This is a genomic window from Streptacidiphilus jiangxiensis, from assembly GCF_900109465.1.
GTDB classification, from domain to species: Bacteria; Actinomycetota; Actinomycetes; order Streptomycetales; family Streptomycetaceae; genus Streptacidiphilus; species Streptacidiphilus jiangxiensis.
The window spans coordinates 361,366-388,094 of the sequence record NZ_FOAZ01000001.1 but is presented as its reverse complement, the minus strand read 5'-3'; the positions used below and the strand labels follow the sequence as shown (position 1 = coordinate 388,094).

Annotated in this window: 21 protein-coding genes; 10 read left to right on the top strand and 11 right to left on the bottom strand. The window is 72.2% G+C overall.

Annotated elements, in window-relative coordinates; translation table 11 throughout:
* Nucleotides 1-27 precede the first annotated feature (27 nt).
* Nucleotides 28-2,016 (top strand): fumarate reductase/succinate dehydrogenase flavoprotein subunit, encoded by a 1,989-nt coding sequence (locus BMY61_RS01715; protein ID WP_082014704.1) that lies wholly within the window; start codon nt 28-30, stop codon nt 2,014-2,016.
* Nucleotides 2,013-2,780 (top strand): succinate dehydrogenase/fumarate reductase iron-sulfur subunit, encoded by a 768-nt coding sequence (locus tag BMY61_RS01710; RefSeq protein ID WP_042442246.1) that lies wholly within the window; start codon nt 2,013-2,015, stop codon nt 2,778-2,780. Before BMY61_RS01715 ends, BMY61_RS01710 begins: the two co-directional genes overlap by 4 nt.
* 152 nt (nt 2,781-2,932) lie before the next feature.
* Here the strand turns inward: BMY61_RS01710 and BMY61_RS01705 are convergent, their stop codons facing one another.
* From BMY61_RS01705 to BMY61_RS01685, 5 genes are all read right to left on the bottom strand, one after another.
* On the bottom strand, nt 2,933-5,473 hold the full coding sequence (locus BMY61_RS01705) for a SpoIIE family protein phosphatase (RefSeq protein ID WP_082014703.1): 2,541 nt from the start codon (nt 5,471-5,473) through the stop codon (nt 2,933-2,935).
* A 259-nt stretch (nt 5,474-5,732) separates the two neighbouring features.
* A complete protein-coding gene (locus tag BMY61_RS01700; RefSeq protein WP_236655831.1) occupies nt 5,733-8,372 on the bottom strand; it encodes a SpoIIE family protein phosphatase in 2,640 nt (879 codons plus the stop codon).
* 130 nt (nt 8,373-8,502) lie between these two features.
* Complete coding sequence (locus BMY61_RS01695) at nt 8,503-8,901, bottom strand: (deoxy)nucleoside triphosphate pyrophosphohydrolase (RefSeq protein WP_042442492.1); 399 nt, start codon at nt 8,899-8,901, stop codon at nt 8,503-8,505.
* Between the two features lie 164 nt (nt 8,902-9,065).
* Nucleotides 9,066-9,509, bottom strand: coding sequence for an RpiB/LacA/LacB family sugar-phosphate isomerase (locus tag BMY61_RS01690; protein WP_042442242.1), 444 nt, complete (start codon nt 9,507-9,509; stop codon nt 9,066-9,068).
* A 36-nt stretch (nt 9,510-9,545) separates the two neighbouring features.
* On the bottom strand, nt 9,546-10,226 hold the full coding sequence (locus BMY61_RS01685; protein WP_052438287.1) for a TetR/AcrR family transcriptional regulator: 681 nt from the start codon (nt 10,224-10,226) through the stop codon (nt 9,546-9,548).
* A gap of 109 nt (nt 10,227-10,335) precedes the next feature.
* Here BMY61_RS01685 and BMY61_RS01680 point away from each other — a divergent pair, with 109 nt between their 5' ends.
* On the top strand, nt 10,336-12,588 hold the full coding sequence (locus tag BMY61_RS01680; protein WP_042442240.1) for an MMPL family transporter: 2,253 nt from the start codon (nt 10,336-10,338) through the stop codon (nt 12,586-12,588).
* Nucleotides 12,589-12,730: 142 nt separating this feature from the next.
* Here BMY61_RS01680 and ychF read toward each other — a convergent pair whose 3' ends face one another.
* Nucleotides 12,731-13,804, bottom strand: a complete 1,074-nt coding sequence (gene ychF / locus BMY61_RS01675; protein ID WP_042442238.1) for a redox-regulated ATPase YchF — start codon at nt 13,802-13,804, stop codon at nt 12,731-12,733.
* Nucleotides 13,805-14,005: 201 nt separating this feature from the next.
* Here ychF and BMY61_RS01670 point away from each other — a divergent pair, with 201 nt between their 5' ends.
* Nucleotides 14,006-14,470: a DUF6542 domain-containing protein gene (locus BMY61_RS01670; protein WP_042442236.1), complete on the top strand. Its 465-nt coding sequence runs from the start codon at nt 14,006-14,008 to the stop codon at nt 14,468-14,470.
* Between the two features lie 73 nt (nt 14,471-14,543).
* Here BMY61_RS01670 and ppgK read toward each other — a convergent pair whose 3' ends face one another.
* Together ppgK and BMY61_RS01660 are read right to left on the bottom strand one after the other, a co-directional pair.
* Nucleotides 14,544-15,296, bottom strand: a complete 753-nt coding sequence (gene ppgK / locus BMY61_RS01665; RefSeq protein WP_042442488.1) for a polyphosphate--glucose phosphotransferase — start codon at nt 15,294-15,296, stop codon at nt 14,544-14,546.
* Between the two features lie 99 nt (nt 15,297-15,395).
* Nucleotides 15,396-16,376, bottom strand: a complete 981-nt coding sequence (locus tag BMY61_RS01660) for a 4-hydroxy-3-methylbut-2-enyl diphosphate reductase (RefSeq protein ID WP_042442234.1) — start codon at nt 16,374-16,376, stop codon at nt 15,396-15,398.
* 127 nt (nt 16,377-16,503) lie between these two features.
* On the opposite strand from BMY61_RS01660, the gene BMY61_RS01655 reads away from it, so the two are divergent.
* The 4 genes from BMY61_RS01655 (at nt 16,504) to BMY61_RS01640 (ending at nt 20,351) form a co-directional block, all read left to right on the top strand.
* Entirely contained in the window at nt 16,504-17,874 is a 1,371-nt protein-coding gene (locus BMY61_RS01655; RefSeq protein ID WP_042442232.1) for an APC family permease, read from the top strand.
* A 204-nt stretch (nt 17,875-18,078) separates the two neighbouring features.
* Nucleotides 18,079-19,320 carry an exodeoxyribonuclease VII large subunit gene (gene xseA, locus BMY61_RS01650; RefSeq protein ID WP_042442230.1) on the top strand — a complete coding sequence of 414 codons (1,242 nt, stop codon included), beginning with the start codon at nt 18,079-18,081 and terminating at the stop codon, nt 19,318-19,320.
* A 50-nt stretch (nt 19,321-19,370) separates the two neighbouring features.
* Entirely contained in the window at nt 19,371-19,637 is a 267-nt protein-coding gene (locus tag BMY61_RS01645; protein WP_042442228.1) for an exodeoxyribonuclease VII small subunit, read from the top strand.
* A gap of 114 nt (nt 19,638-19,751) precedes the next feature.
* Entirely contained in the window at nt 19,752-20,351 is a 600-nt protein-coding gene (locus tag BMY61_RS01640) for a malonic semialdehyde reductase (protein WP_042442226.1), read from the top strand.
* A 111-nt stretch (nt 20,352-20,462) separates the two neighbouring features.
* Here BMY61_RS01640 and BMY61_RS01635 read toward each other — a convergent pair whose 3' ends face one another.
* Nucleotides 20,463-21,011: a DUF4245 domain-containing protein gene (locus BMY61_RS01635; RefSeq protein WP_052438286.1), complete on the bottom strand. Its 549-nt coding sequence runs from the start codon at nt 21,009-21,011 to the stop codon at nt 20,463-20,465.
* A gap of 153 nt (nt 21,012-21,164) precedes the next feature.
* On the opposite strand from BMY61_RS01635, the gene glpX reads away from it, so the two are divergent.
* The gene (glpX, locus tag BMY61_RS01630) at nt 21,165-22,205 is read left to right on the top strand and encodes a class II fructose-bisphosphatase (protein ID WP_042442224.1); all 1,041 of its coding nucleotides are present in this window, start codon (nt 21,165-21,167) and stop codon (nt 22,203-22,205) included.
* Nucleotides 22,206-22,330: 125 nt separating this feature from the next.
* Here glpX and BMY61_RS01625 read toward each other — a convergent pair whose 3' ends face one another.
* Both BMY61_RS01625 and nirB read right to left on the bottom strand, forming a co-directional pair.
* A complete protein-coding gene (locus BMY61_RS01625; RefSeq protein WP_425314655.1) occupies nt 22,331-22,690 on the bottom strand; it encodes a WhiB family transcriptional regulator in 360 nt (119 codons plus the stop codon).
* A 156-nt stretch (nt 22,691-22,846) separates the two neighbouring features.
* Nucleotides 22,847-25,654 (bottom strand): nitrite reductase large subunit NirB, encoded by a 2,808-nt coding sequence (gene nirB / locus BMY61_RS01620; protein ID WP_042442222.1) that lies wholly within the window; start codon nt 25,652-25,654, stop codon nt 22,847-22,849.
* Nucleotides 25,655-25,808: 154 nt separating this feature from the next.
* On the opposite strand from nirB, the gene BMY61_RS01615 reads away from it, so the two are divergent.
* Nucleotides 25,809-26,612, top strand: coding sequence for a sirohydrochlorin chelatase (locus BMY61_RS01615; RefSeq protein ID WP_052438285.1), 804 nt, complete (start codon nt 25,809-25,811; stop codon nt 26,610-26,612).
* Nucleotides 26,613-26,729 lie beyond the last annotated feature (117 nt).

The window sequence follows — 26,729 nt, the reverse complement described above, 5'->3', positions numbered from 1 at the left end:
TCTGCTGACACACAAGGGAACAACTTCATGACCGAGGTGGAGCGCCACGGCTACGACGTGGTGGTGGTGGGTGCCGGCGGCGCCGGGCTGCGGGCGGCGATCGAGGCCCGCGAGCACGGCAAGCGCACGGCGATCATCTGCAAGTCGCTCTTCGGCAAGGCCCACACGGTGATGGCCGAGGGCGGCATCGCGGCCAGCATGGGCAACGTCAACGACCAGGACAACTGGCAGGTGCACTTCCGCGACACCATGCGCGGCGGCAAGTTCCTGAACCACTGGCGGATGGCCGAGCTGCACGCCAAGGAGGCCCCCGAGCGGGTCTGGGAGCTGGAGACCTGGGGGGCGCTGTTCGACCGCACCAAGGACGGCCGGATCTCGCAGCGCAACTTCGGCGGCCACGAGTACCCGCGCCTCGCGCACGTCGGCGACCGCACCGGCCTGGAGCTGATCCGCACCCTGCAGCAGAAGGTCGTCAGCCTCCAGCAGGAGGACTTCCGCGAGCACGGCGACTACGAGGCACGGATCAAGGTCTTCCAGGAGTACACGGTCACGCGCGTCCTGAAGACCGCTGACAACGGCGGCTCCGCCGCGGACGACCGGGTGAGCGGGGTCTTCGGCTACCAGCGCGAGTCGGGGCGCTTCTTCGTCATCGAGGCCCCGGCCGTCGTGCTGGCGACGGGCGGCATCGGCAAGTCGTTCAAGGTGACCTCCAACTCCTGGGAGTACACCGGCGACGGCCACGCGCTCGCGCTGCTGGCGGGCGCGAACCTGATCAACATGGAGTTCGTCCAGTTCCACCCCACGGGGATGGTCTGGCCGCCGTCGGTCAAGGGCATCCTCGTCACCGAGTCCGTGCGCGGCGACGGCGGCGTGCTGCGCAACAGCGACGGCAAGCGGTTCATGTTCGACTACATCCCCGACGTCTTCCGCGAGAAGTACGCGGAGACGGAGGAGGAGGGCGACCGCTGGTACCAGGACCAGGCGAACAACCGGCGCCCACCGGAGCTGCTGCCCCGCGACGAGGTGGCCCGCGCCATCAACAGCGAGGTCAAGGCCGGTCGCGGCACCCCCCACGGCGGCGTCTTCCTGGACGTCTCCACCCGCCTGCCGGCCGAGGAGATCCGCCGCCGGCTGCCGTCGATGCACCACCAGTTCAAGGAGCTGGCGGACGTCGACATCACCGCGGAGCCGATGGAGGTCGGCCCGACCTGCCACTACGTCATGGGCGGCGTCGAGGTCGACCCGGACACCGCGTCCTCCTGCGTCCCGGGCCTGTTCGCGGCCGGCGAGGTGGCCGGCGGGATGCACGGCTCGAACCGGCTCGGCGGCAACTCCCTGTCCGACCTGCTGGTCTTCGGCCGCCGCGCCGGGCTGCACGCGGCCGAGTACGCGGAGGCGGCCGACGGGAACCGGCCGGTCGTGGACCAGGAGCAGATCGACGCGGCGGCGGAGGAGGCCCTGGCCCCCTTCGCGGCGGAGGGCGGCGAGAACCCCTACGGCCTGCACCAGGAACTCCAGCAGTCGATGAACGACCTCGTCGGCATCATCCGGCGCGAGGGCGAGATGGAGGAGGCCCTGCACCGGCTGTCCGCGCTCCGTGAGCGCGCGGAGCAAGCCGGCGTCGAGGGCCACCGCCAGTTCAACCCGGGCTGGCACCTGGCCCTGGACCTGCGCAACATGCTGCTGGTCTCCGAGTGCGTCGCCCGCGCCGCCCTGGAACGTCAGGAGAGCCGCGGCGGCCACACCCGCGAGGACCACCCGGCGATGGCGGCGGAGTGGCGCCGCGTGCTGCTCGCCTGCTCGCTGGCCGACAAGCCCGTCCCCGGCGAGGGCGCGATCACGCTCCAGCGCAAGCCGAACCCGCCGATCCGCGAGGACCTGCTGGCGCTGTTCGGTGCGGACGAGCTGAAGAAGTACCTGACCGAGGACGAGATGCCCGACGCCGAGGCGGGCCTGCCCCCGCAGCGCGCGGACGCGGACGCCGACAAGAAGACTGAGAACGGAGCGGAGCATTGAGCTACGAGGCCACGTTCCGCGTCTGGCGCGGCGACGCCGACGGCGGGGAGCTGACGGACTTCCAGGTCGAGGTCAACGACGGAGAGGTGGTCCTCGACGTCGTCCACCGCATCCAGGCGACCCAGGCGCCCGACCTCGCCGTGCGCTGGAACTGCAAGGCCGGCAAGTGCGGCTCCTGCAGCGCGGAGATCAACGGCCGCCCGCGGCTGATGTGCATGACCCGCATGTCGACGCTGCCGGCCGGTGAGACGGTGACCATCACCCCGATGCGCACCTTCCCGGTGCTGCGGGACCTGGTGACGAACGTGGGCTTCAACTACCAGAAGGCCCGCGAGATCCCGGCGTTCATCCCGCCGCAGGGTGTGAAGCCCGGCGAGTACCGGATGCAGCAGGAGGACGTGAACCGCTCGCAGGAGTTCCGCAAGTGCATCGAGTGCTTCCTGTGCCAGGACACGTGCCACGTGGTCCGCGACCACGAGGAGAACAAGCCGGCCTTCGCCGGCCCGCGCTTCCTGATGCGGATCGCCGAACTCGACATGCACCCGCTGGACGCCGCCGCGGACTCCGGGCTGGACCGTAAGAAGACGGCCCAGGAGGAGCACGGGCTCGGGTACTGCAACATCACCAAGTGCTGCACCGAGGTCTGCCCGGAGGGCATCAAGATCACGGACAACGCGCTCATCCCGCTGAAGGAGCGCGCGGTCGACCGCAAGTACGACCCGCTGGTCTGGCTGGGCAACAAGATCGGCCTGAGGCGCGGTTAGGCACGACCTCGGGTGGCAGCACGCTAGGGGCGCGGGGAACTGCGCGACAAGCCACTGACGTGCGGATGGTCCTCACTGAGCAGGGCCATCCGCTATCAGTGGTTGCTCGCGCAGTTCCTCGCGCCCCTGGACAGTGCAGCTTCCCCGGCGCCCTATACCTGAGGGAGCCCCAGTTCGAACCAGACCGCCTTGCCGTTGGGCGTCCGGCGGCTCCCCCACCGGTCGGCGAGCAGGCTGACCAGCTGCAGCCCGCGCCCGCCCTCGTCCGTGTCCCGGGCGCGCCGCTGACGGGGCTGCGCGTAGCCGTTGTCCCAGACCTCGCAGACCAGGACGGAGTCCCGCAGCAGACGCACGCGGATGTCGCCGCGTCCGTGCCGGAGCGCGTTCGTCGCGAGTTCGCTGACCAGCAGCTCGACCGTGTCGACCAGTTCGTCCAGGCCGCAGGCCAGCAGCCAGCCGCAGGCGAGCTCACGGGCACGCGCCACCGAGGTGGGTTCGGAGGGGAGGATCCAGTCCCCGACGGAGTTGCTGGGCAGGGCCTTGATCCGCGCCATCAGCAGCGCGATGTCGTCCTCGCCGTGGTGCGGGTCCAGCTCCGTCAGCAGCTGGTCGCAGAGCGCCTCCAGCGGACGCTGCGGTCCGCCGAGCGCCGCCCGCAGCGCCGAGAGGCCGTCCTCCAGCTGGTGGTTGCGCGACTCCACCAGGCCGTCCGTGTAGAGCCCGAACAGCGCGCCGTCCGGGAGCTCGACGGTGACCTCCTCGAACGGCTCGCCGCCGACGCCGAGCGGGAGTCCCTCGGGGAGCTCCAGCATCAGCGCCGGGTTGGGGCCGCCCGCCGGGTCGACCACGACCGGCGGCAGGTGGCCCGCATTGGCGATCGTGCAACGGCGCGTCACCGCGTCGTAGACCGCGTACACGCAGGTGGCGAGGTAGAGCTCGCCGGACTCGCCGCCGTCGGACTCGGGGTCGGCGGACAGGCCGCGGGCGATCTCGTCGAGCTGGGTGAGCACGTCGGCCGGGTCCAGGTCCAGCAGCGACAGCGTCCGCACCGCCGTGCGCAGCTGGCCCATGGCGACCGCCGCGCGCAGGCCCCGGCCCATCACGTCGCCGACGACGAGCGCGGTGCGGTTGCCGGGCAGGGGGATGACGTCGAACCAGTCGCCGCCGACCTCGGTGCCGCTGCCGGCGGGGCGGTAGCGGCAGGCGATCTCCAGGCCCGAGGCCTCGGGGTTGCCCGGTGGCAACAGGGAGCGCTGCAGGATGAGCGCCCGCTCGTGTTCACGGCGGTACAGCCGCGCGTTGTCGATACACACCGCAGCGCGTGAGACCAGCTCGGTCGCGATGGCCACGTCACGGGCGTCGAAGGGCTCGCTGCCCTTGGCCCGGGAGAGCTGGACCAGGCCCAGCACCTTCTCGCGCGCGACCATCGGCACCACGACGGCGCTGGAGATCATCGGGTTCGGGTCGGGGTTGCCGGGGCCGATGAGGGTGAGGCTGCGGCCGGTGCGCAACGCCTTGGCGTACGGGGAGCGCGGCGGGTAGCAGAACGCCCCACCGACCTCCGCCGTCGGCGTCGGTGCGCCGTCGCGGTGGACGGTGCTGGCGGACGCGACGCGGCGCAGCTCACCGGTGCCGTCGCCGTCGTCGACACGGCGGCCCTCGGCGTCGGCGGTGAGCACCGCGTTGTAGAGATCGACGGTGGCCACGTCGCAGAAACCGGGGACGGTGACGTCCAGCAGCTCGCGGGCGGTGGTCTCCAGGTCGAGAGTGGAGCCGATGTGGCCGCTGGCCTCGTTGAGCAGGGCCAGGCTGCGGCGGGCGCTGGCCGCCTCGCGCTCGGCGCGGGCGCGGCCGGTGACGTCGATGACCTGCCCGGCCACGCCCATCGGGCGGTTGCCGGCGCTGAGCAGGCGGTAGAGCGAGATGGACCAGCGTCTGCGGCCGATCCGGCCCGGGAGCTCCCCCGTGAAGGAGAGGTCGACCACCGGCTCGCCGCTCTCCAGCACCTCCCCCACGGCCCGGCCGAGCCGGACCGCGTCGCGCGGAGGCATCAGTTCGCGCGGGGTGAGGCCGACCAGGTCCTCCGAGGGGAGGCCGAGGGCCCGGGCGAAGGCGTCGTTGACCCGCTGGATACGGCACTCGTGGTCGAAGAGGACGAAGCCCGTCGGTGCCTGGCCGAACACCGCCTCCGAGGCGGCCAGCTCGGTCTCGATGGTCCGCAGCTTGCGCAGGTCCACCGCCATGCAGACGACGCCGGCCCGCCCGTCGCGGTCCTGCGCGGGCATCAGGTAGAGCTCGGCGACACGCTCCTGGCCCTCGCTGTCGCGGTAGGGCGCGGTGCCGACCCACTCCTTGCCGGCGAGGATCTCCTCGAACCGCTCCCGGCCGCGGCGCCACAGCTCGCGCGGGGAGAAGGTGGTGATCGGGTCGCGGCCGACGACCTCCTCGGCAGGGAGCCCGAAGAACTCGGCGGCCCGGTCGCTCCACTGGGAGATCAGACCGTCGGCGTCGATCGAGAACGCGGCGACCTGTATGTAGTCGTAGATCGACCCCAGTTCGCTGTGACCCCACAGGCTCAGCCCCGCGGCCTGTGGCCGCGGCTCACCGGCCGGGTGCGGGATCACGGCGTCCACGCCCGCCCCGGGCGTGGACGCGGCCGCCTCGGCGGCCTGGCGTGACGGCGTTTCGCTCAACTACCGACTCCTGTGGCGATCGGCGCTGGGGGTGCCCCCGACGGGAGGCCGGGGGTGAATGTCGCGTTCCGAGTATTCATCATCCCGGTGATCTCGCCTACGCCCCTGATCGATCTCAACTCGATCTCAACATCTCAACATCACATCGCGCAGGGGAACGTGGGGCGATCCCCGGCGTCGGCGGGAACAGGGAGTGTCCGGAATCGGAACCTTACGCCTCAGCCCGGCCGAGTGGGAGGTGGTTGAACCGGCGAGCCGATCAAGACCCGTGGGAAGCACCGCTCTGACCTGGTGCGTCGGGCAGGGTCTGTTCGAACCAGACGACTTTTCCCGCCCCCTCCGCGCGGGTCCCCCAACGGTGCGCGAGCCGGTGGACCAGCTGCAGCCCGCGGCCGCCCTCGTCGGTGCCGGCCGCCTCCCGTTCCCGGGGCGGGTCCGGCAGCGGGTCGGCGACCTCGACCAGGAGGGTCTCCTCGCCGAGCGCCAGCCGCAGCCCGATCGGTGCGCTGGCGTACCGGACGGCGTTCGTCACCAGCTCGCTGACCAGCAGTTCCGTGGTGTCCAGCAGGTCGTCGAGGTCCCAGTCGGACAGCATTCTGCGGACCAGTCGGCGGGCCTGCGCGGGCGCCGACGGCTCGGCGCTGAGCGTCCACCGCTCCTCGCGCAGCGTGGCCGGCCCGGGCACCCCGCCGAGCCGGGCGAGCAGCAGCGCCACGTCGTCGGGCTCCTGTCCTTGGTCGAGGGTGCGGACGACCGCTTCGCACGCCTCCTCGACCGAGGCGTGCGGAAGCTCCAGGACGGCGCTCAGGCGGCGCGTGCCCACGTCGATGTCCTCCGTGCGCGACTCCACCAGGCCGTCGGTGTAGAGCGCGAGCAGGCTCCCCTCCGGCACGGTCAGCTCCGTCACCTCGAACGGCACACCCCCCACGCCGAGCGGCGCACCCGAGGGCAGGGTCAGCAGGTTCGCGGAACCACCGACGAGCCCCTGCGGGTTGTGAGCATCCGACGGACCCGGCGTGATGAGCAGCGGCTCGGTGTGGCCCGCCTTCGACAGCAGCAGTTTTCGCGTCGCCGGGTCGTAGACGGCGTACACACACGTGGCGATCAGGGCCTCCTCCGGCCCCTGGGCCAGGTCGTCGGCGAGGTCGTGCACCTTCTGCAGCAGCCGGTGCGGCGGCAGGTCGAGTCCGGCGAGGGTGCGCACGGCCGTCCTCAGCCGCCCCATGGTGGCCGCGGCCCGCAGTCCGTGGCCCATCACGTCGCCGACGACGAGCGCTGTGCGCCCGCGCGGCAGCGGGATCACGTCGAACCAGTCGCCGCCCACCTCCGCGCCGCTGCTGCCCGGCACGTAGCGGTAGCCGACCTCCAGGCCGGGCGGTTGCACCACGGTCTGCGGCAGCAGGCTGCGCTGCAGCATCAGCGCGGCGGCACGCTCACGGGCGTAGAGCCGTGCGTTGTCGAAGGAGGCGCCCGCGCGGTCCGCCAGCTCGGTGGCGAAGACGAGGTCGTCGTGGTCGAAGCCCTCGCGCCGCCCGGCGCGGTCCAGGATCAGCAGGCCCAGCACGATGCCGCGGGCCCGCAGCGGCACCACCAGCAGCGAGTGGACGCCCAGCCGGTAGGCGGCCCTGACCCGCGGATCCCCCTGGCCCGAGACGTCCTCCAGCTGCGTGGCCGCGTCCAGGGTCTCCGCCATGCCGGTGCGCAGCACCCGGCCGAAGAGCGAGTCGTCGGTCATGCTTATCCGTGCGCCCGGGGTCTGCATCGCCTCGGCGTCCGGCCCGGGCACGACCGCCGCCGTCGCGGCCATCACCAGCGGCGTGAGCCGCGAGTGCGTGTGCCGGGGCAGTTCGGCGCCGTCGAGCACGGCCTCGAGCACGGCGACCCCGGAGTGGTCGGCGAGCCGGGGCACCAGCGCGTCGGCCAACTCCTGGGCGATCAGCCCGCCGTCGAGCAGGTCCCCGATCCGGCTGCCGACCTCGTTGAGCAGGGCGAGCCGCTGCCGGGCCCGCTCCACCTTGGCGACGGCCCGGTAGCGGTCGGTCACGTCCATGATCATGCCCGTCAGCCCGAGGACCCGGCCGGAGCGGTCGTGCAGCCGCGAGTAGGAGATGGACCGATAGCCGGGATCACTCGGATCGGCGCTGTTCACGGTCACGTCGATGACCGGCTCGCCGGTGGCCAGCACCTGCCGCTGGACCGCCATCACCTCGTCGGCGGCGAGCTGCGGCAGGGCCTCACCGGCCGTCCGGCCCAGGTGCGCCTCGACCGGCAGTCCGTTCATCCGCGCCAGCGTCTCGTTGATGCGGACGTAGCGCAGCTCCCGGTCGAAGATCGCCAGCCCGAGCGGCGACTGCTCGAACAGCGCCTCCTGGACGGCGAGCCCCTGCTCCAAACCGAGCAGCGCCGCGGCGTCGGCGAAGCGGCAGAGCAGGAAAGGGACGCCGTCGCCGTTCTCCAGCAGGGACAGCCGCGCCTCCAGCCGCACGTCCTCCCCGTCGCGGTGCCGCAGCCGCACGATCCCCGACCACGAGTCCCCGTCGCGCAGCACCCCGGCGATGGCCTCGCGCACCACCTTGATCATCTCGGTGTCGTCACCGAGGAGGACGTCGAGCTCACGTCCCACGAGCGTGTCGCTCGGGAAACCGAGCAGGGACTCCGCCGCCTGGCTCCAGAGCATCACCCGCCCCTGCTCGTCCAGCAGCGCGATGGCGACGCGCACGAGATCCAGCAGACTGCCGCTGCGACGGCCGACCGTCTCCTCCGGCTCCGCGCCGACCGCCAACGCGTCGGGGAAGCGCGCGGGCGTGGCCGTACGGGACGCGGCACGACGGACGATCCCCCCAGCACCACCCGCCGCCGGCCTTCGCCGCAGGCGCGCACGCGCGTCAGCTCGCCTCACGTCTCCCCAGTCCCGGCCACCGCTCGGGTTGGTGGCCGGATACTGACATACCCACCTGAAACCTCCCGTACCCCGCCGGATGGGTCATCTTCGAGCGACAGGGAAGTGGCAACCTCAGGGGCGCGAGGAACTAGAGCAAGTGCCTCACGTGCGGCAGCGCGAAGCGGTCCTGGGGAAGCCAGTCGACCGAGTCGAGCGTGGAGGCGTCCAGCCACCGGAGCTCGTCGTGGTCCTCCAGCGGCTGCGGGTCCCCCTCCAGCAGGGACGCGGTCCAGATCTGCAGCTCCAGCCCGGGTCGGACCTCCCAGGCGCCCGGCAGCCGCTCCCCCGCGCGTGCCGTGACGCCCAGCTCCTCGCGGAGCTCCCGCTCCAGCGCCGCGGACACCGTCTCGCCGGGTTCGACCTTGCCGCCGGGGAACTCCCACCGGCCCGCCAGGGCCTCGGGCGCCGAACGCCGGGCCGCGAGGACCCGCAGGCCCGAGGCGTCGAACAGCGCGGCACCCACCACGACGCGGACCGCCGGCGCCACCCAGTACAGCTGCTTGTGCCCGCGTGCCTCGAACTCCGCCGCCGCGGCCTCCGCCTCCGCGCGGACCTCGAAGCGGGCCATCTCGACGCGGTTGCCGTTGTCGTCCTGGCGCATCAGGACCCAGCTCGCCGCACCGCTCGATCCGTTCGCCCCGCTCGCCCCGCTCATCCGAGACCGATCCGGCCGAGATGCGCGATGTTCTCCTGATCGTCCGGCTCCTGGCTGGGCGCGCCGTCGAACCACGCGTCGAGGATCTCGGACAGCAGGGCCGTCGAGGTCAGCCGCAGGCTCAGCGCCAGGACGTTGGCGTCGTTCCAACGGCGGGCCCCGCCCGCCGTGTAGCCGTCCGTGCAGAGCGCGGCGCGCACGCCTGGCAGCTTGTTGGCGGCGATCGAGGCACCGGTGCCGGTCCAGCAGCAGACGACGGCCTGGTCGGCCCGGCCCTCGACGACGTCGCGGGCGGCGGCCTCGCTGCAGAAGGCCCAGTCGTCCTTCTCGTCGGGCTGCAGCGCGCCATGGCTGATCACCGTGTGGCCACGCCGCCGGAGCTCCGCAACCAACTGCCGTGCGACGCCCTCGTCCATGTCGGAGGAAACCGAGATCCGCATGGGCGAAGCCTAACTTCACACGCCAGGGCCTCGGCTTCAGGGCCGGACGCCGGCCTCCAGGCAGGCGAAGGCCTGCCGGACCAGCTCCGCCGGGTCGAGCGCCGCGCGGTCCGCCTCCGGCAGGCGGCCGTAGGCCAGCCGGACGGCGCGCAGCACGCCGACGCCGGCGCGGCTGAACACGGAGGCCCGCAGCCGTGCGACGTCCGCCGCCTCGCCGCCACGCAGCAGCCGTTCGGTGAACGCGGCCGCCACGGCCTCCTCCATGTCGTAGAGCAGGTGCCGGTCGCCGCGGCCGTCGCCGCGACCCTCGGTGCCGGTGACCACGCGGAGCGGACCGGACGCGGCGAGCAGGACCGCCGGATTGGCCCCGTTGCGGCGCGCGACCTCCAGCACCGACTCCCGCAACGCGTCGAGCAGCGGCTCGGCGGCGGGCCGCTCGCGGATCTCGGCGGCCAGCAGCGGCACCAGGTCGCGGACCTGCTGCAGGACCAGGCTCTCCTTGCTCGGGAAGTAGCGGAAGAAGGTGCGCTCCCCCACACCGGCCGCGGCGGCGATGTCCCGCACGGTGGTGGCCTCGTAGCCGCGCTCCTGGAAGAGCTGCCCGGCCGCCTCGATGAGCGCCTCGTGGGTGCGGCGCTTGTTCTGCTCGCGCCGCCCCTGGGCCTGCCCGCCCGTCGGGTCGGTCAGGGTCGGGGCTCCTCCTGGGGTCGTGTCCACGGCCCGAGTATCTCAGCCCTGAGGATGAAATTGGCAGTTCTGCCACTTTGCTAATGTGGCAGAACTGCCAGTTCTTCGGCCCACCGGTCGTCCCCCACCGGGAGCACCCATGCCCACCCTCCTGCACCGCCTCGGCAGGTCCGCCTTCCGTCACCGACGCAGCGTGCTCGCGCTCTGGCTGGCGATCGTCGCCGCCGTGGTCGCCTGCACCGTCGCCTTCGGCGGCAGCGGCAAGTTCGACAACACCTTCTCCATCCCAGGCTCGGAGTCGCAGCAGGCCCTGGACCGGATGAAGACGGACTTCCCCGCCTCCTCGGGCACCAGTGCCCAGATCGTGTTCACAGCGCCCACCGGACAGAAGGTCACCGACCCCGCCGACGCCGCTGTCGTCCGGGCAGCCGTGAACGCCGCCTCCACCGCGCCGCAGGTCGCCCGGGTGGTCAGCCCGTTCGACTCGCACACCGTCTCCCCCGACGGCACCACCGCCGTCGCGCAGGTCCAGTACGAGGTGCCGAGCAGCGGGCTCGCCTCCGGCTCGCTGGACGCGCTGAAGTCCGCGGTCTCGGCCGCCACGACGGACCAGCCGGGCGTCACCGCCCAGATCGGCGGCTCCGCCTTCGGCAACGCGCCCGGGAAGTCGAACAGCGACGTGCTCGGCATCGGCATCGCGCTGTTGATCCTGGTGATCACCTTCGGGTCGCTGCTGAGCGCCGGGATACCGCTCGTCACCGCCGTCTTCGGGGTGGCCACCGCGATATTCGGCCTGCTCTCGCTGACCGGGGTGGTCGCCATCTCCTCGACCGCGCAGAGCCTCGCGCTGATGATCGGTCTGGCCGTCGGCATCGACTACGCCCTCTTCATCGTCACCCGCCACCGCTCCCAACTCGCCCGGGGCATGGATCCGGAGGACTCCGCCGCACTGGCCGTCGGCACGGCCGGCAGCGCGGTCGTCTTCGCGGGCCTCACGGTCGTGATCGCCATGGCGGGTCTGACCGTCGTCGGTATCCCGTTCCTGACCGCGATGGGACTGGCCGCGGCCGGCGCGGTCCTCACCGCCGTCCTGGTCGCGACCACCCTGCTGCCCGCGATCCTCGGCTTCGCCGGAGCACGACTCACCCCCCGCCCGGGGTCCCGCGCCGCCCGCCGCGAGGCCGCGGCGGAGGGCTCCTCCGCCGACACAGGCGGCCCCGGCCGTGTCCACGGCGCGGGCCGAGCCGCCAACGCGGCCGAGGCGTGGTTCCGTCAGGTCACCCGCCGCCCCTTGCTCGCCCTCGCCGCAGTCGCCGTCGCGATCGGCGCACTGGCCTGGCCGGCCCACTCCATGACCCTCGCCCTGCCCGACAACGGCACCGCGCCGTCGGGCAGTTCACAGCGTGCCGCCTACGACGAGATCTCCAAGGAGTTCGGCCCCGGCTTCAACGGACCCCTCCTGGTCCTGGCCGACACCGGCGACAGCGGCAACGCACAGCAGTCCGCGGGCGAACTCGCCTCCACCCTGCGCGCGTTGCCGGATGTGGCGGCAGTGGGCAAGCCCGTCCTGAACCCGGCGACGCACACCGCGCTGCTCCAGGTGGTCCCGCGCACCGGCCCCAGCGACGCGGCCACCAAGACCCTCGTCACCACCATCCGCGACGACCGCGCCGCCCTCCAGCGGCAGACCGGCGCGAGCATCCAGGTCACCGGCAACACGGCCGTCCAGATCGACGTCGCAGCCAAACTCAACTCGGCGCTGCTGCCCTTCGCCGCGGTCGTCGTCGGACTGTCGCTGCTCCTGCTGCTCCTGGTCTTCCGCTCGGTCGTGGTCCCGCTCAAGGCGGCCGCCGGCTTCGTCCTGTCCGTCGCCGCCACCCTCGGCGCCGTCGTGTCCGTCTTCCAACTCGGTCATCTCGGGTCGCTGTTCGGCATCGACACGACCGGGCCGATCAGCAGCTTCCTGCCGATCCTGCTGCTGGCCGTGCTGTTCGGGCTGGCCATGGACTACGAGGTCTTCCTCGTCTCGCGCATGCGCGAGTCCTACACCGCCACCGGCGACCCGCTCCACGCCGTCCACGCCGGAGCCCGCCACAGCGGCCGCGTCGTCACGGCGGCCGCACTGATCATGATCTCGGTCTTCGCCGCCTTCCTCGGCACCGACAGCGTCATGCTCAAGCAGATCGCCTTCGCCCTGGCCACCGGCGTGGCGCTGGACGCCTTCGTGATCCGCATGACCTTCGTCCCGGCCGTCCTCGCCCTCACCCGCCGCGCCGCCTGGTGGCTCCCGAAGTGGCTGGCCCGACTCCTGCCTGACCTCGACATCGAAGGCGAACGCCTCCAGCACGCGACCTCGTCCCCCGAGTCGCGGGTGGCGCAACCGATCGACTGAGCGCGTGGCGGGTCGACTGGGCGGATGGCCACGCCGTCAGCCGCCGCTGCACCTGGTCACAGGACAGCCCAAGGGCTCCAGGCGCACACGGAACGGCCCGGCTACTCCGAGGAGTAGCCGGGCCGTCCTGGTCGTCAGATCGTCAGACGTTGAAGCGGAACTCCACCACGTCGCCGTCCTGCATGACGTAGTCCTTGCCCTCCATGCGGGCGCGGCCCTTGGCGCGGGCCTCGGGGATGGAGCCGAACTCGACCAGGTCCGCGTAGGAGACGATCTCGGCCTTGATGAAGCCGCGCTGGAAGTCGGTGTGGATCACACCGGCCGCCTCGGGCGCGGTGGCGCCCTTCTTGATCGTCCAGGCGCGGGCCTCCTTGGGGCCGGCCGTGAGGTAGGTCTGCAGGCCGAGGGTGTCGAAGCCGACGCGGGCGAGGGTGGCCAGGCCCGGCTCGGTGACGCCCATCTCCTGGAGGAGCTCCAGCGCCTCGTCGTCCTCCAGCTCGATGAGCTCGGACTCGATCTTGGCGTTGAGGAAGATCGCCTCGGCCGGGGCCACCAGGGCGCGCTGGGCGTCCTTGAAGGCCTCGTCCGCGAGCTCGGCCTCGTCCACGTTGAAGACGTAGAGGAAGGGCTTGGCGGTCAGCAGGTGCAGGTCGCGCAGCGGGGTCAGGTCCAGGCCGGCCGCGAAGACGGTGGTGCCGGACTCGAGGACCTTCTGGGCCTCCTCGACGGCGACCAGCTGCGCGGCGGTCTCCTTCTTCAGACGCGCCTCCTTCTGCAGGCGCGGCAGGACCTTCTCGATGGTCTGCAGGTCCGCGAGGATCAGCTCGGTGTTGATCGTCTCGATGTCGTCCTTCGGCGAGACCTTGCCGTCGACGTGGACCACGTCCGGGTCGCTGAAGGCGCGGATGACCTGGCAGATCGCGTCGGACTCGCGGATGTTGGCGAGGAACTTGTTGCCCAGCCCCTCACCCTCGCTCGCGCCCCGCACGATGCCGGCGATGTCGACGAAGTCGACCGTCGCCGGGAGCTTGCGCTGGGAGCCGAAGACCTCGGCCAGCTTGTCCAGGCGCGGGTCCGGGACGCCGACGACGCCCACGTTGGGCTCGATGGTGGCGAAGGGGTAGTTGGCCGCCAGCACGTCGTTCTTGGTCAGGGCGTTGAACAGGGTCGACTTGCCGACGTTCGGCAGGCCGACGATTCCGATCGAGAGCGACATGGTGGCGTGAGTCCCGGGTTCGAGGGGCGAGAGCGTACAGCCCCCCAGTCTACGGTTTGCCGGGCTTACGCCCGAACGGCCCAATCGGGCGACCGGTGTCGCCTGTCGGCGTGTCTGTCCCCCGGTCCGGCGTTCATCCGACCGTACGTTGGTCACGTGGAGTACCGAACCAGCCGCACAGAGCCCGGGACGGAGGGGAACATGGTCCTGCCGAAGCCGGCGCGCTCACCCGAGGCGGTGATCCGACCGGCCCGCCCGGCGGCGGCCGGAGCCGTGCGCGTTCCGCAGCGGCTGACGGCGGTCGGCTGCGGCGTCCTGATGCTCGTCGCCTGCCTGGCGGCCGGGTGGCTGGACCAACTGCTGTTCGACAGCTCGGGCGTCCTGCTGGGGCTCGGCTACCTGGCCGCGTCCTTCCAGGCGTCCGTGAAGGTCCGCTCCTCCGATCTGGCGGCGGCACCGATCAGCGGGCCGATCTGCTTCGCGCTGGCGCTGCTCTTCTTCGGTCCCGCGGCCGGCCCCGGCTGGGGCGGCCACGTGATCGGTCTCGCCGAGGCCCTGGCGCTGGACGCGGGCTGGCTCTTCGCCGGCACCGGCCTCAGCGTCACCATCGCCCTGGCCCGCCACTTCTCACTCGCCCACGCGCGCAAGAAGGCGGCGTCCGACTGACCCTGGGCCCGGGCCTCCCGGCCCGAGGCCGGGGGCCCGGTATCCGCCGGGCCGGGGCGAGGCCCGGGTCGCGTCAGCCCACGGCTGCCAGGCGGGCGGCCTGCATCGCGGCGCCGATGATCCCGGCGTCGTTCTGGAGCCGGGCCGGCACGATCTCGGCCCGCAGGGGCTTCAAGTGGGGGAGGAACTTGTCGGCCTTCCGGCTGACGCCGCCACCGATGATGATCAGCTGGGGCGAGAAGAGCATCTCGACCATGGCGAAGTAGTCGTCCAGCCGCTCCGCCCACTGCGACCAGGACAGCTCGTGCTTCTCCCGGGCCGCCGAGCTGGCGTGCTTCTCGGCGTCCTTGCCGTGCAGCTCCAGATGGCCGAGCTCGGTGTTCGGCACCAGGTTGCCGTCGACGAAGAGGGCGCTGCCGATGCCCGTGCCCAAGGTCAGCATCAGCACCACACCGCCACGGTCACGGCCCGCCCCGAAGCGGACCTCGGCCACACCGGCCGCGTCCGCGTCGTTGACCACCGCGACCGGCCGGCCGCCCAGCGCCTCACTGAAGAGCCCGGCGGCGTCGGTCCCGATCCAGCTCTTGTCGACGTTGGCAGCGGTCAGCGTCCGGCCGTCCACGACGACGCCGGGGAAGGTCAGGCCGACCGGCCCCTGCCAGTCGAACTGCTCCACCACCTCCCTCACCGCGGCCGCGACGGCCTGCGGCTCGGAGGGCTGGGGCGTGAGCACCTTCACGCGCTCCTCGGCCAGCTTGCCGTTTTCGAGGTCTGCGGGCGCGCCCTTGATACCGGACCCGCCGATGTCCACTCCGAAGACAGTCACGCCCACCACGCTACGTGCGCCGAGGTGAACCCGCCCGTTACTCGGACGGGTTCGTCCGGATTCGTCAGTCGTACCGGTGACGCGCCCGTCAGCGCCGGGTCACTCTGCGGCGGCGGAGCCCACCTCGGTGCGCAGGTCCCGGCGCAGCTCCTTGGGGAGCGAGAACTGCAGGTGCTCCTCGACCGAGGTGACGGTCTGGACGTCGCCGAAGCCGCGCTCGGCCAGCCACTCCAGCACGCCCTGGACCAGGATCTCCGGCACCGAGGCCCCGCTGGTGACGCCGATCGTGGCGACGCCCTCGAGCCAGGCCTCGTCGATCTCGTCGGCGAAGTCGACCAGGTGGGCGTCCTTGGCGCCGGCCTCCAGGGAGACCTCGACCAGGCGGACGGAGTTGGAGGAGTTCTTCGAGCCCACGACGACGACCAGGTCGGCCTCGGCGGCGATCTGCTTGATGATCACCTGGCGGTTCTGCGTCGCGTAGCAGATGTCGTCGCTCGGCGGGCTGGTCAGCAGCGGGAACCGCTGCTTGAGCGCGTCCACGGTCTGCATCGTCTCGTCGACCGAGAGGGTGGTCTGCGACAACCAGACGACCTTGGACTCGTCGCGGACCTGGACCTTCGCGACGTCCTCGGCGCCGTCGACCAGGTGGGTGCGCTCCGGCGCCTCGCCCATCGTGCCGATGACCTCCTCGTGGCCCTCGTGGCCGATGAGCAGGATGTCGTAGTCCTCCTCGGCGAAGCGCAGGGCCTCCTTGTGCACCTTGGTCACCAGCGGGCAGGTCGCGTCGATGGTCGCAAGCTTGCCGGCCTTGGCCTCGTCGTGGACGGAGGGCGCGACACCGTGCGCGGAGAAGACGACGATGTTGCCCTCGGGCACCTCCTCCGTCTCGTCGACGAAGATCGCACCCTTCTTCTCCAGCGTCTGCACCACGTACTTGTTGTGGACGATCTCCTTGCGGACGTAGATCGGCGACCCGTACTGCTCCAGGGCCTTCTCCACGGTGATGACGGCGCGGTCGACGCCCGCGCAGTAGCCGCGCGGTGCGGCGAGCAGAACACGGCGTGCAGCGGTAGCAGACATGGAGCCAGCCTACCGCCCGCCTGTGACGCGAACCGCGCCGCTCAGCCCCGCCGCGGAGGCGCTTCGGGCGCGCGTCCGACGGCGCGTCCTACGCCGCCCGCCGGATGCCCGCACCGATGATCGGACCATGGAACCTGCCTGGCCGCCCGCGTCCGAGACGACCGCCGACGCCCGCACCACGCTGCGGCGGACCCTGGGCTTCCGGGAGCTGGTCGTCTTCGGGATGCTCTTCATCGCCCCGATGGCCCCCGTCGGGATCTTCGGCGTCCTCGACGCGAAGAGCCACGGCGCGGTCGCGACGGTCTACCTGGTGGCGACCGCGGCCATGGCGTTCACGGCCTTCTCCTACGCACAGATGCTGCGTGTGGTGCCGCAGGCGGGCTCGGTCTACGCCTACGCGCGGGCCGGTCTCGGCGAGGGCCCGGGCTTCGTCGCCGGCTGGATGGTCATGCTCGACTACCTGCTCATCCCGGCGGTCGCCTACGTCTTCTCCGGCATCGCGCTTCACTCGCTGGTCCCGGCGGTGGACCAGTGGGTGTGGACCGCGATCGCGGTGGTCGTCACCACGGCACTGAACCTCGCCGGCGTGCGGCTCGCCGCCCGGGTCGGCACGCTGGTGCTCGCCTTCGAGCTCGTCGTGCTGGCCGTGTTCACAGCGTCGGCGCTGGAGGCGCTGTTGACGGGCAGCAGCCACCGGCCGTGGCTCAGTCCGTTCACAGGCCTCGGCGGCTTCTCGCTCGGCGCGGTGATGGCGGCCGTCTCCGTCGCGGTGCTCTCGTTCCTCGGTTTCGACGCCATCGCCGCGTTCGCCGAGGAACACGACGGGCCCTCGGCGCGGGTGGGGCGGGCCGTCTTGCTGTGCCTGGCGCTCGCGGGTGTCCTCTTCGTAGTGCAGACGTACCTCGCCGCACTGCTCGAACCGGACTCGCCGCAGTACCTGGCAGCGAACCCCGAGGCCCAGGGCAGCGCGTTCTACGACACGCTGGAGGCCTCGATCGGCCACTGGCTGCACGTGCTGGTGGCCATCAGCAAGGCCGTCGGCGCGGCGTTCGCGGCGCTGGCCGGGCAGGCGGCGGCCGGGCGGCTGATCTTCGCCATGGCGCGGGACGGCCGCCTGCCCCGCCCGCTCGCGCGGATCGACGCCCGCACGGGCGTGCCGTTCCGGGCGTTGCTGGTCGCCGCGGTGATCACGCTGGCGGCGGCGCTCTGGTCGGCCTCCCGCGCGGACGGCCTGGACCAGCTCACCTCCGTGGTCAACATCGGCGCGTTGACGGCGTTCGCCCTGCTGCACGCCTCGGTGGTGGGCTGGTACGTGGTCCGGCACGGCAGCCGCGCGTGGCTGCCGCATCTGGTGGCGCCCGTGGTCGGGACGGCGGTGATCGTGTGGGTGCTGGTCGCGGCGTCGCACACGGCGCAGATCGTCGGAGCGGTGTGGCTGACGGTCGGACTGGGGGTGTGGACGCTGGAGCGCGTACGCACGCGGACGCGGGATCGCTAGCGCGGACCCGGACCAGGGACCGGGACCGATGGCGCGGACACGGACCCGGGCTCGGTGGCACGTACGCGCGGACGCGGGTTCGGTCGCGCGGACGCGCGGACACGGACCCGGGATCAGTGGTGCAGACGCGGGACCGGTGCCGGGAGCGGGAGCCGGTGGCGGAACGTCCGTCGCGTTGTCACCGGCTCCCCGTAGTCTCGGGGCATGGCTCTGGAGACCTCGCCCGACACCCCGATCCCGGTCAGCCGCGTGTCCGCGCTCATCGGCGGGTGGGTCCAGCGGCTCGGCGCCGTCTGGGTCGAGGGGCAGATCACCGAGCTGAGCCCCCGTCCGGGCGCGGGCGTGGTCTTCCTGACGCTGCGTGACCCCTCGGAGAACGTCTCGATCTCCGTCACCTGCTACCGCTCCGTCTTCGAGCCCGTGGCCCAGCTGATCCAGCCGGGGTCGCGGATCGTCGTGCACGCCAGGCCCGAGTGGTACGCGCCCCGCGGCACGCTCTCGCTGCGCGCCGCGGAGATCCGGCTGGTCGGCCTCGGCGACCTCCTCGCGCGCCTGGAGTTGCTGAAGCGCAGTCTCGGCGCGGAGGGCCTGTTCGCGGCCGAGCGCAAGCGGCCGTTGCCATTCCTGCCCCAGTGCATCGGGCTGGTGACGGGCCGGGCCAGCGCCGCCGAGCGCGACGTGCTGCACAACGCGCGGCGCCGTTGGCCCGCCGTGCGCTTCGAGGTGCGGAACGTTCCGGTGCAGGGCGTCTACGCGGTGCCGGAGGTCATCTCGGCGATCAAGGAGCTGGACGCCCACCCCGAGGTGGACGTGATCATCGTCGCCCGCGGCGGCGGCAGCGTCGAGGACCTGCTGCCGTTCTCCGACGAGACGCTGATCCGGGCGGTCGCCGAGGCCCGCACCCCGGTCGTCAGCGCGATCGGGCACGAGCCGGACCAACCGCTGCTCGACTTCGTCGCGGACCTGCGCGCCTCGACGCCCACCGACGCGGCCAAGCGCGTCGTGCCGGACGTACGGGAGGAGCTGGCCCGGGTCCACGCCATGCGGGACCGGGCCCGACGCACGATGGAGGGCCGGCTGCACCGGGAGGAGGCGGGCCTTGCGAGCATCCGCAGCCGGCCCGTCCTCGCGGCGCCGCACCGGCTGATCGACGACCGGGCCGCGGAGATCCACTCGCTGGTGGAGCGCTCGCGTCGCACGCTCGGCCACCGGCTGGACCGCGCGGCGACGGAGCTGCACCACACCCTCGCCCGGGTGGTCGCCCTTTCCCCCGCCGCGACCCTCCAGCGCGGCTACGCGGTGCTGCAGCGCGCCGACGACGGCTCGGTCGTGCGCGCACCCGGGGACGTGACGGTCGGCGCGGAGCTGCGGGCCCGGGTGGCCGAGGGCGCCTTCACGGTGACGGTCGGCGAGCCGGCGGAGCCGATGGAGCCGACGGACGGCTGACCCTGGCCGTGCCCCCGCCCGATGTCAGCCGCATTCCATAGGCTGGGCCCATGGCCAAGACGGGTGGGAAGAACGGCGAGGACGTGCTGGGTTACGAGCAGGCCCGGGAGGAGCTGCTCGACGTGGTGCGGCGGCTGGAGACGGGCGGCGGCACGCTGGAGGAGTCGCTGGCGCTGTGGGAGCGCGGTGAGGAGCTGGCCCGCGTGTGCGAACGCTGGCTGGACGGAGCCCGCGCCCGGCTGGACGCGGCGCTGGCCGCTGACGAGGAGAAGGACGCGGTGGACGGCGCGGAGGACACGGAGGACGGGGAATCGTGATCCCGATCACATAGCCAGTTACCTTTTTGGGAAATAGTTGAAGCATCACCTACGTTGGAGATCTGCGGTGACGGACCCAGTCACCGCCGACCGATCTCCTTCTGAGGTGTGACCATGACCGACGTCCTCGCTCTCGACTCCGCCGCCCAGGACCTCCTTTTCCGCGAGGCCCGCACCGCGAACACCTTCACCGACGAGCCCGTCACCGACGAGCAGGTCCAGGCCGTCTACGACCTGGTGAAGTACGCGCCGACCTCGATGAACATGCAGCCGCTGCGCGTCGTCCTGGTCCGCTCGGCGGAGGCCCGCGAGCGTCTGGTCGGCCTCATGGCGGACGGCAACAAGGAGAAGACCGCCAAGGCCCCGCTGGTCGCCATCCTCGCCTCGGACAACGAGTTCCACGAGGAGCTGCCGACCCAGTTCCCGCACTTCCCGCAGGCCAAGGACCTCTTCTTCGGCGAGCGCCCGGTCCGCGAGGCGGCCGGCTCGTTCAACGCCGCGCTGCAGATCGGCTACTTCATCATCGGCGTGCGCGCCGCCGGCCTGGCTGCGGGCCCGATGACGGGCTTCGACGGCGAGGCCATCAACAAGGAGTTCTTCGGCGACGGCGAGCACTCCGTCCTGGCCGTGGTGAACATCGGCAAGCCGGGCGAGGACGCCTGGTACCCGCGCAGCCCGCGTCTGGCCTACGACGAGGTCGTCACCACCGTCTGAGTCGTCACACCCGCACGCGGAAGGCCCCGACCGAGTACCGCCCGGTCGGGGCCTTCCGCGTGCGTGCCCGATCAGCGCATCGGCGCGTCGGTGCATCAGCAGGTCAAGGCATCAGTGATCGCTGAGCATCGCGGCGAACTGGCCGAGCTTGGCGAAGCCCTCCGTGCCGAAGACGACCGTCGTGCCCTTGGCGCCCTCCAGGACCAGCGCCTGGTAGCGGCTGCCCTGGTACTGGGTCCACGCCGTGCCGGCGACCTGTGTGGTCGAGGAGAGCTTCTGCCCGTCCAGCGTCGCGTTGTGGATCACGGCGTCGGGAGACCCGTTGCTCTGCTGGACCGCGACGTACTGGCCGTCGGCGTCGATCAGGCCGAGGGTCCAGACGGCCGCCTGCGGGTTCGAGCCGTCGAAGTTGACGGAGGTGGCGTTCCAGCCCGACGGCAGGTGGTCCGGCGCCAGCACCGGGTAGGGCGCGAAGCGACGGGCCGAGGCCACCGAGTCGAGGTAGGACACCGGGCGCACCCCGTTGCCGCCGGAGTGCGGGATGAAGAAGTAGATCACCAGGCCCGCCGCCAGCACCGCGGCCAGCGACAGGACCATGTCGCGCACGGATTTGGCGGCCATGCCCGGCCGCTTGCGTACGGTCACGTTCTCGGTTGCCACCCCACCATGGTGACCCATGGGCCTGGCTGCTCCTGCCGCGGGGTGGGGCGAAGCGACGGGACGTGCCGGGCGCCACAGACATCCCCCCAGGTCGAAGATAGGATTTCAGCACCCTCATTCCGGCCGTCGGCGTACAGAGAGGTACGGAATTCGATGACCGAGCAGCACCAGAACCGCATGCCATCGTCCCTGGAGGTCGCCCCCGAGGCACCTGATCGCAACCTTGCCCTCGAGCTCGTACGAGTGACCGAGGCCGCCGCCATGGCCGCCGGCCGCTGGGTCGGCAAGGGCGACAAGAACGGTGCGGACGGTGCAGCGGTCCGCGCGATGCGCACCCTCGTCTCCACCGTGTCGATGAACGGCGTCGTCGTCATCGGCGAGGGGGAGAAGGACGAGGCCCCCATGCTCTTCAACGGCGAGCGGATCGGCGACGGCACCGGTGCGGAGTGCGACGTCGCGGTGGACCCGATCGACGGCACCACCCTGACGGCCAAGGGCATGCCGAACGCGATCGCGGTGCTGGCGGCGGCGGACCGCGGCACCATGTTCGACCCGAGCGCGGTCTTCTACATGGACAAGCTGGTCGCCGGCCCCGAGGCCGCGGGCGCGGTCGACATCACCGCCCCCGTCGCCCACAACGTGCAGGCCGTGGCCCGCGCGAAGGGCAAGGCGCCGGAGGACGTGACGGTGGTCCTGCTGGACCGTCCGCGTCACGAGGGCCTGGCCCGGGAGATCCGCGAGGCGGGCGCCCGGATCAAGTTCATCTCCGACGGCGACGTCGCGGGCGCGATCATGGCGGTCCGCGAGGGCACCGGCGTCGACCTGCTGCTCGGCATCGGCGGCACGCCCGAGGGCATCATCGCGGCCTGTGCGATCAAGTGCCTGGGCGGCGTGATCCAGGGCAAGCTCTGGCCGAAGGACGCCGCGGAGCGCCAGAAGGCGCTGGACGCCGGCCACGACCTGGACCGTGTGCTGCTCACCGACGACCTGGTCAGCGGGGAGAACGTGTTCTTCGTCGCGACCGGCATCACCGACGGCGAGCTGCTGCGCGGGGTCCACTACCGCTCCGAGACCGCGACGACCAGTTCCCTGGTCATGCGCAGCAAGAGCGGCACGATCCGCCAGATCGACTCCGTCCACCGCCTCTCGAAGCTCCGCGCCTACAGCGCGATCGACTTCGACCGGGCGAAGTGACACCAGGGGCGCGAGGAACTGCGCGAGCAGCAACCGCCGACAAGCGGATGGCCCTGCTCGTCCGGCGACACACCACACAGAGTGGCTAGTCGCGCAGTTCCTCGCGCCCCTGCGGTGCAACGGCCCTAGCCGGCGATGCGGAGGTCCTGGTCGTGGCGACGGCGGCGGGCGAGGATCACGCGGCGCTCGGCCGCGGTGAGGCCGCCCCAGACGCCGTAGGGCTCCGGGAGCACGAGCGCGTGCTCCCTGCACTCCAGCAGGACCGGGCAGCGGGCGCACACGCGCTTCGCCTGCTCCTCCCGCGCGAGCCGCGCGGCCGTCGGTTCCTTGGAGGGGGCGAAGAAGAGGCCGGCCTCGTCCCGTCGGCACGCCGCGCCGGTGTGCCAGGGGTTGTCCTCCGTGTCCGGGCCGCGCTGCGCCGGCACCGTACTTCCCGCGACGCGGGGACGGAAGACGTCCTGACGGGACTCGATCGGATGCAGCACGGCGCACTCCTGACGACGGGCCTGGGGGAGGGTACACACACTCGCGTAGCAGCGTCGGGCGCTGGGGGACGCCTACTTGACGATGCGGTGTGCCCCGGGATCTACCCCGGCATACGCCGATTCATGCACACGGCACACAATCCGATCGACAGACTGTCATATGACAAAGCCCTTGGCGGGCGCCGGTATTGACAGCACGGGCACGGTGACCTCGGGATCATCGACGCTGGCGCCGGTGCGCAGGTCGAACTCCTGCTTGTACATGGGCGAGGCCACCACGGGCGCGCCGTCCCGTTCTCCCAGGATGCCGTCGGCCAGGACGTCCGCGCCGGAGAACGGGTCACGGTTGCCGACCACGTGAACGGCGCCGCTCGGGTCCTTGAAGAGCGCCGCCTCGGTGCCGTCAGGCAGGAAGGCCACCCGGCCGCGGCCGATCTCCAGATCCGCCGCCGCGGTCGCCGCGTCGCGCGGCGCCTCGAAGCGGGCGAGCGCAGCGGGATCGTCCAGGACGGCCTGCCACTCGTCCCGGTAGGCGGCGACATGGCGGTCCATCATCGCCTCCAGTTCGGTGCACAGGCCGAGGGAGTCCTCCACCAGCACCTGGCGAAGGTGCTCCAGTCCGCCGTCAAGCCGCTCGATCCAGGCGGCGGTCCGCTCCAGCCGTTCGGCCGTGCGGACGTAGTACATGAGGAACCGGTCGATCAACCGGAACAGCTCCGCCGCCGAGAGGTCCGCGGCCAGCAGGTCCGCGTGGCGCGGGGTGGTACCGCCGTTGCCGCAGACGTAGAGGTTCCAGCCGGACGCGGTCGCGATGACGCCAAGATCCTTGCCGCGCGCCTCGGCGCACTCCCGCAGGCAGCCGGAGACGCCACCCTTGATCTTGTGGGGTGTCCGCAGGCCCCGGTAGCGCAGCTCCAGGTCGATCGCGAGCTGCACCGAGTCGCCCTGGCCGAACCGGCAGAACTTGGCACCCACACAGGATTTGACGGTGCGCAGGGACTTTCCGTAGGCCTGCCCGGATTCGAAGCCGGCCGCGACGAGCCGCCGCCAGATCGCGGGGAGCCGCTCGCGCGTCGCACCGAACAGGTCGATCCGCTGGCCGCCGGTGATCTTCGTGTAGAGGCCGAAGTCGCGTGCCACCTCGGCAATGGCGATCAGGCCCTCGGGGGTGATCTCGCCGCCGGGGATGCGCGGGACGACGGAGTAGGTGCCGTCCTTCTGCAGGTTGGCGAGGAAGAGGTCGTTGGAGTCCTGCAGGGTGGCCTGCTCACCGTCGAGGACGTGCCGCAGACCGAGCTCGGGGCCGAGCGCGGCCAGGCAGTTGGCGACGACCGGCTTGCAGACCGCACAACCGTCCGTCACCCCGGGTACGCCGAAGCGTTCCAGCAGCTCGCTGAAGGTGCGGACGTGCTCGGTGCGGATCAGCTCGTACAACTCGGAGCGCGAGTGCTCGAAGTGCGGGCAGATGCCGGGCCGTCGCGGGATGCCCGCGGCGGCGAGCTCGGCGTCCAGCACCGCTTGCAGCGAGCCGACGCAGCCCCCGCAGCCCGTGCCGGCCTTGGTGCAGCGCTTGACGCCCGCGAGGTCCACGGCCCCCTGCTCGGTGACCGCCGCCCGGACCCGGCCCTTGGTGACGTTGTGGCAGGAGCAGAGCACCGCCTCGTCGGGAAGCGCCTCCGCGCCCGGCAGCGCCCCGCCGGAGCCGGACGCGGCCGTGGCTGCGTCCGCAGGGAGCAGAAACGCTTCTGCCGGGGCGGGCAGCGGTCGGTCCGCACCCGCGTGCGGCTGGAGCGCGCCGTACGCGGCCGCGTCGCCCACCAGGATGCCGCCGAGGAGCCGGCCGTCCGCGCCGAGCAGCAGCTTCTTGTAGACCCCGGAGCGCTCGTCGGCGAAGATCACCGCGACGGCTTCCCCCTCCGCGCCCTCCTCCGCGAACGGGTCGCCGAAGGAGGCGACGTCCGCACCCATCAGCTTCAGCTTGGTGGAGCTGTCCGCGCCGGTGAACACGGTGGTCCCGGGGCCGGCCAGGGCGTCGGCGACGGCCTCGGCCATCCGGTAGCCGGGGCCGACCAGACCGTGGACCCTGCCGTCCACGGTCCGGGCGCACTCGCCGATCGCGAACACGTGCCTGTCGCCGGTGCGGCACTGCGCGTCGACGAGGATCCCGCCGCGGTCCCCGGTCGCCAGGCCGGATTCCCGGGCGAGACGGTCCCGCGGGCGGACCCCGGCCGAGAAGACCACCAGGTCGGCGTCGATCGTCTCCCCGCTGCTCAGACGCAGACCCCGGACCCGGCCGTCGGCGGCGGTGAGCACCTCCTTGGCGCCCACCCCGGTGTGCACGCCGACCCCCATGTCCTCGATGGTCGAGCGCAGCGCCGCCGCTCCGCCGGCGTCGACCTGGAGCGGCATCAGCCGCTCCGCGAACTCGACCACGTGGGTCTCGAGTCCGAGCGTGCGCAGGGCTCCGGCGGCCTCCAGCCCGAGCAGGCCGCCGCCCACCACGACGCCTGTACGTGCAGCGGCGGCCGCCACGGTGATCGCGTCCACGTCCTCCACCGTGCGGTAGCTGAAACAGCCCGAGGCGTCGGCGCCGGGGATCGGTGGGACGAACGGGTACGAGCCGGTGGCCAGCACCAGCGCGTCGTAGCCGAAGACCGCGCCGGAGGCGGCGGTCACCCGGCGGGCCACGGTGTCGAGGTGCACGGCCGGGTCGCCGAGCCGCAGGTCCACGCCGTGGCGGCGGAGGAAGTCCGGGGCGACCAGGCTCAGGTCGGCGGGTGCCGCACCGGTGAACAGCGAGGACAGGTGCACCCGGTCGTAGGCCGGGCGGGCCTCCTCGGCCAGCACCACCACGCTCCAGCCGGTGCCGCCTCCCGCACCCGCGAACGCGCTCCGCTCGGCGAGCGCCTCCAGCAGTCGGTGACCCACCATGCCGTGGCCGACGACCACCAGCGTCTGTCCCATGACGACGTCCCTCGCGTGTTCCTGCGCAGCTTCGAACTTCGTACGTCCTCGACCGTAGGCCGGGCGGGCCCTCCGGATCCGGCGTCGAAAGCCCTGATCCCCGGGGACGTTGGGCCCTGCGGCGCGGGCACGGTCCGCGCCTACCGTCGATGTCATGTGCACCCATGCACCCTCACGGGCTCTGGTCCTCGCGGTTCACGGCAGCGCCCTGCCCGGCGCGGCACACACGGTCGCCCGGTTGGTCGACTCGGTTCACAGCCGCTGCGGTGTCCGGCCGGTCGTCGGACACCTCGACCACCAGGGACCGCATCTCGCAGAGACGCTCGCCGACCGACCGGGCGCGGTCGTGGTGCCCCTGCTGCTGGGCTCCGGATACCACGGGACCGTCGACATCCCGGCGATCGTCGCCGGGACCGACGCGGTGCTCACACCGACGCTGAGCGGCGCGCCGGAGATCGCCCACGCGCTCCTCGACCGCCTGCACACGGCGGAGGCGGCACAGGCAGGCACGAGGCGAAGCGCAGCGCGGGCCCACCAGGGTGCCGCTGCCCATGCCGACACCGACACCGGGGCTGACGCCGACGCCGACGCGATCCTGCTCGCCGCCGCGGGCTCGTCCCGGCCGGGCGGCAACGGGGGTGCCGAGCAGGCCGCGCGCGATCTGCGCGGACTGCTGGGGCGCGAGCGCGGCCCGATCGACCTGGCCGTCGGTTACCACTCCGGCTCCGCACCCTCCGTCCCCGACGCCCTGGCCTCCCTCCGCGCACGGGGGCACCGTCGTGTACTCGTCGCCGCCCACCTGCTCGCCCCCGGACGGTTCACAGCCGCTCTGGACAGGCTCGTCACCGAGGGCGCCGCGTGGGCGCTCACCCGACCGCTCGCCGACCACCCGCTGGTCGCCGACCTCGTGTCCGCCCGGTACACACAGGCGACAGCACTCACCCCACAGCCGGTGTGAACCGAACCGTCCCCCCGATCCGGGGGCGCCGATCGGCGGATTGATCCGGCATCAAAGTGTGCAGAGACTGTGAACGCGCCGCTCGGGGGGTCCGGGCCGGGCGCCCGGAACAAGCGG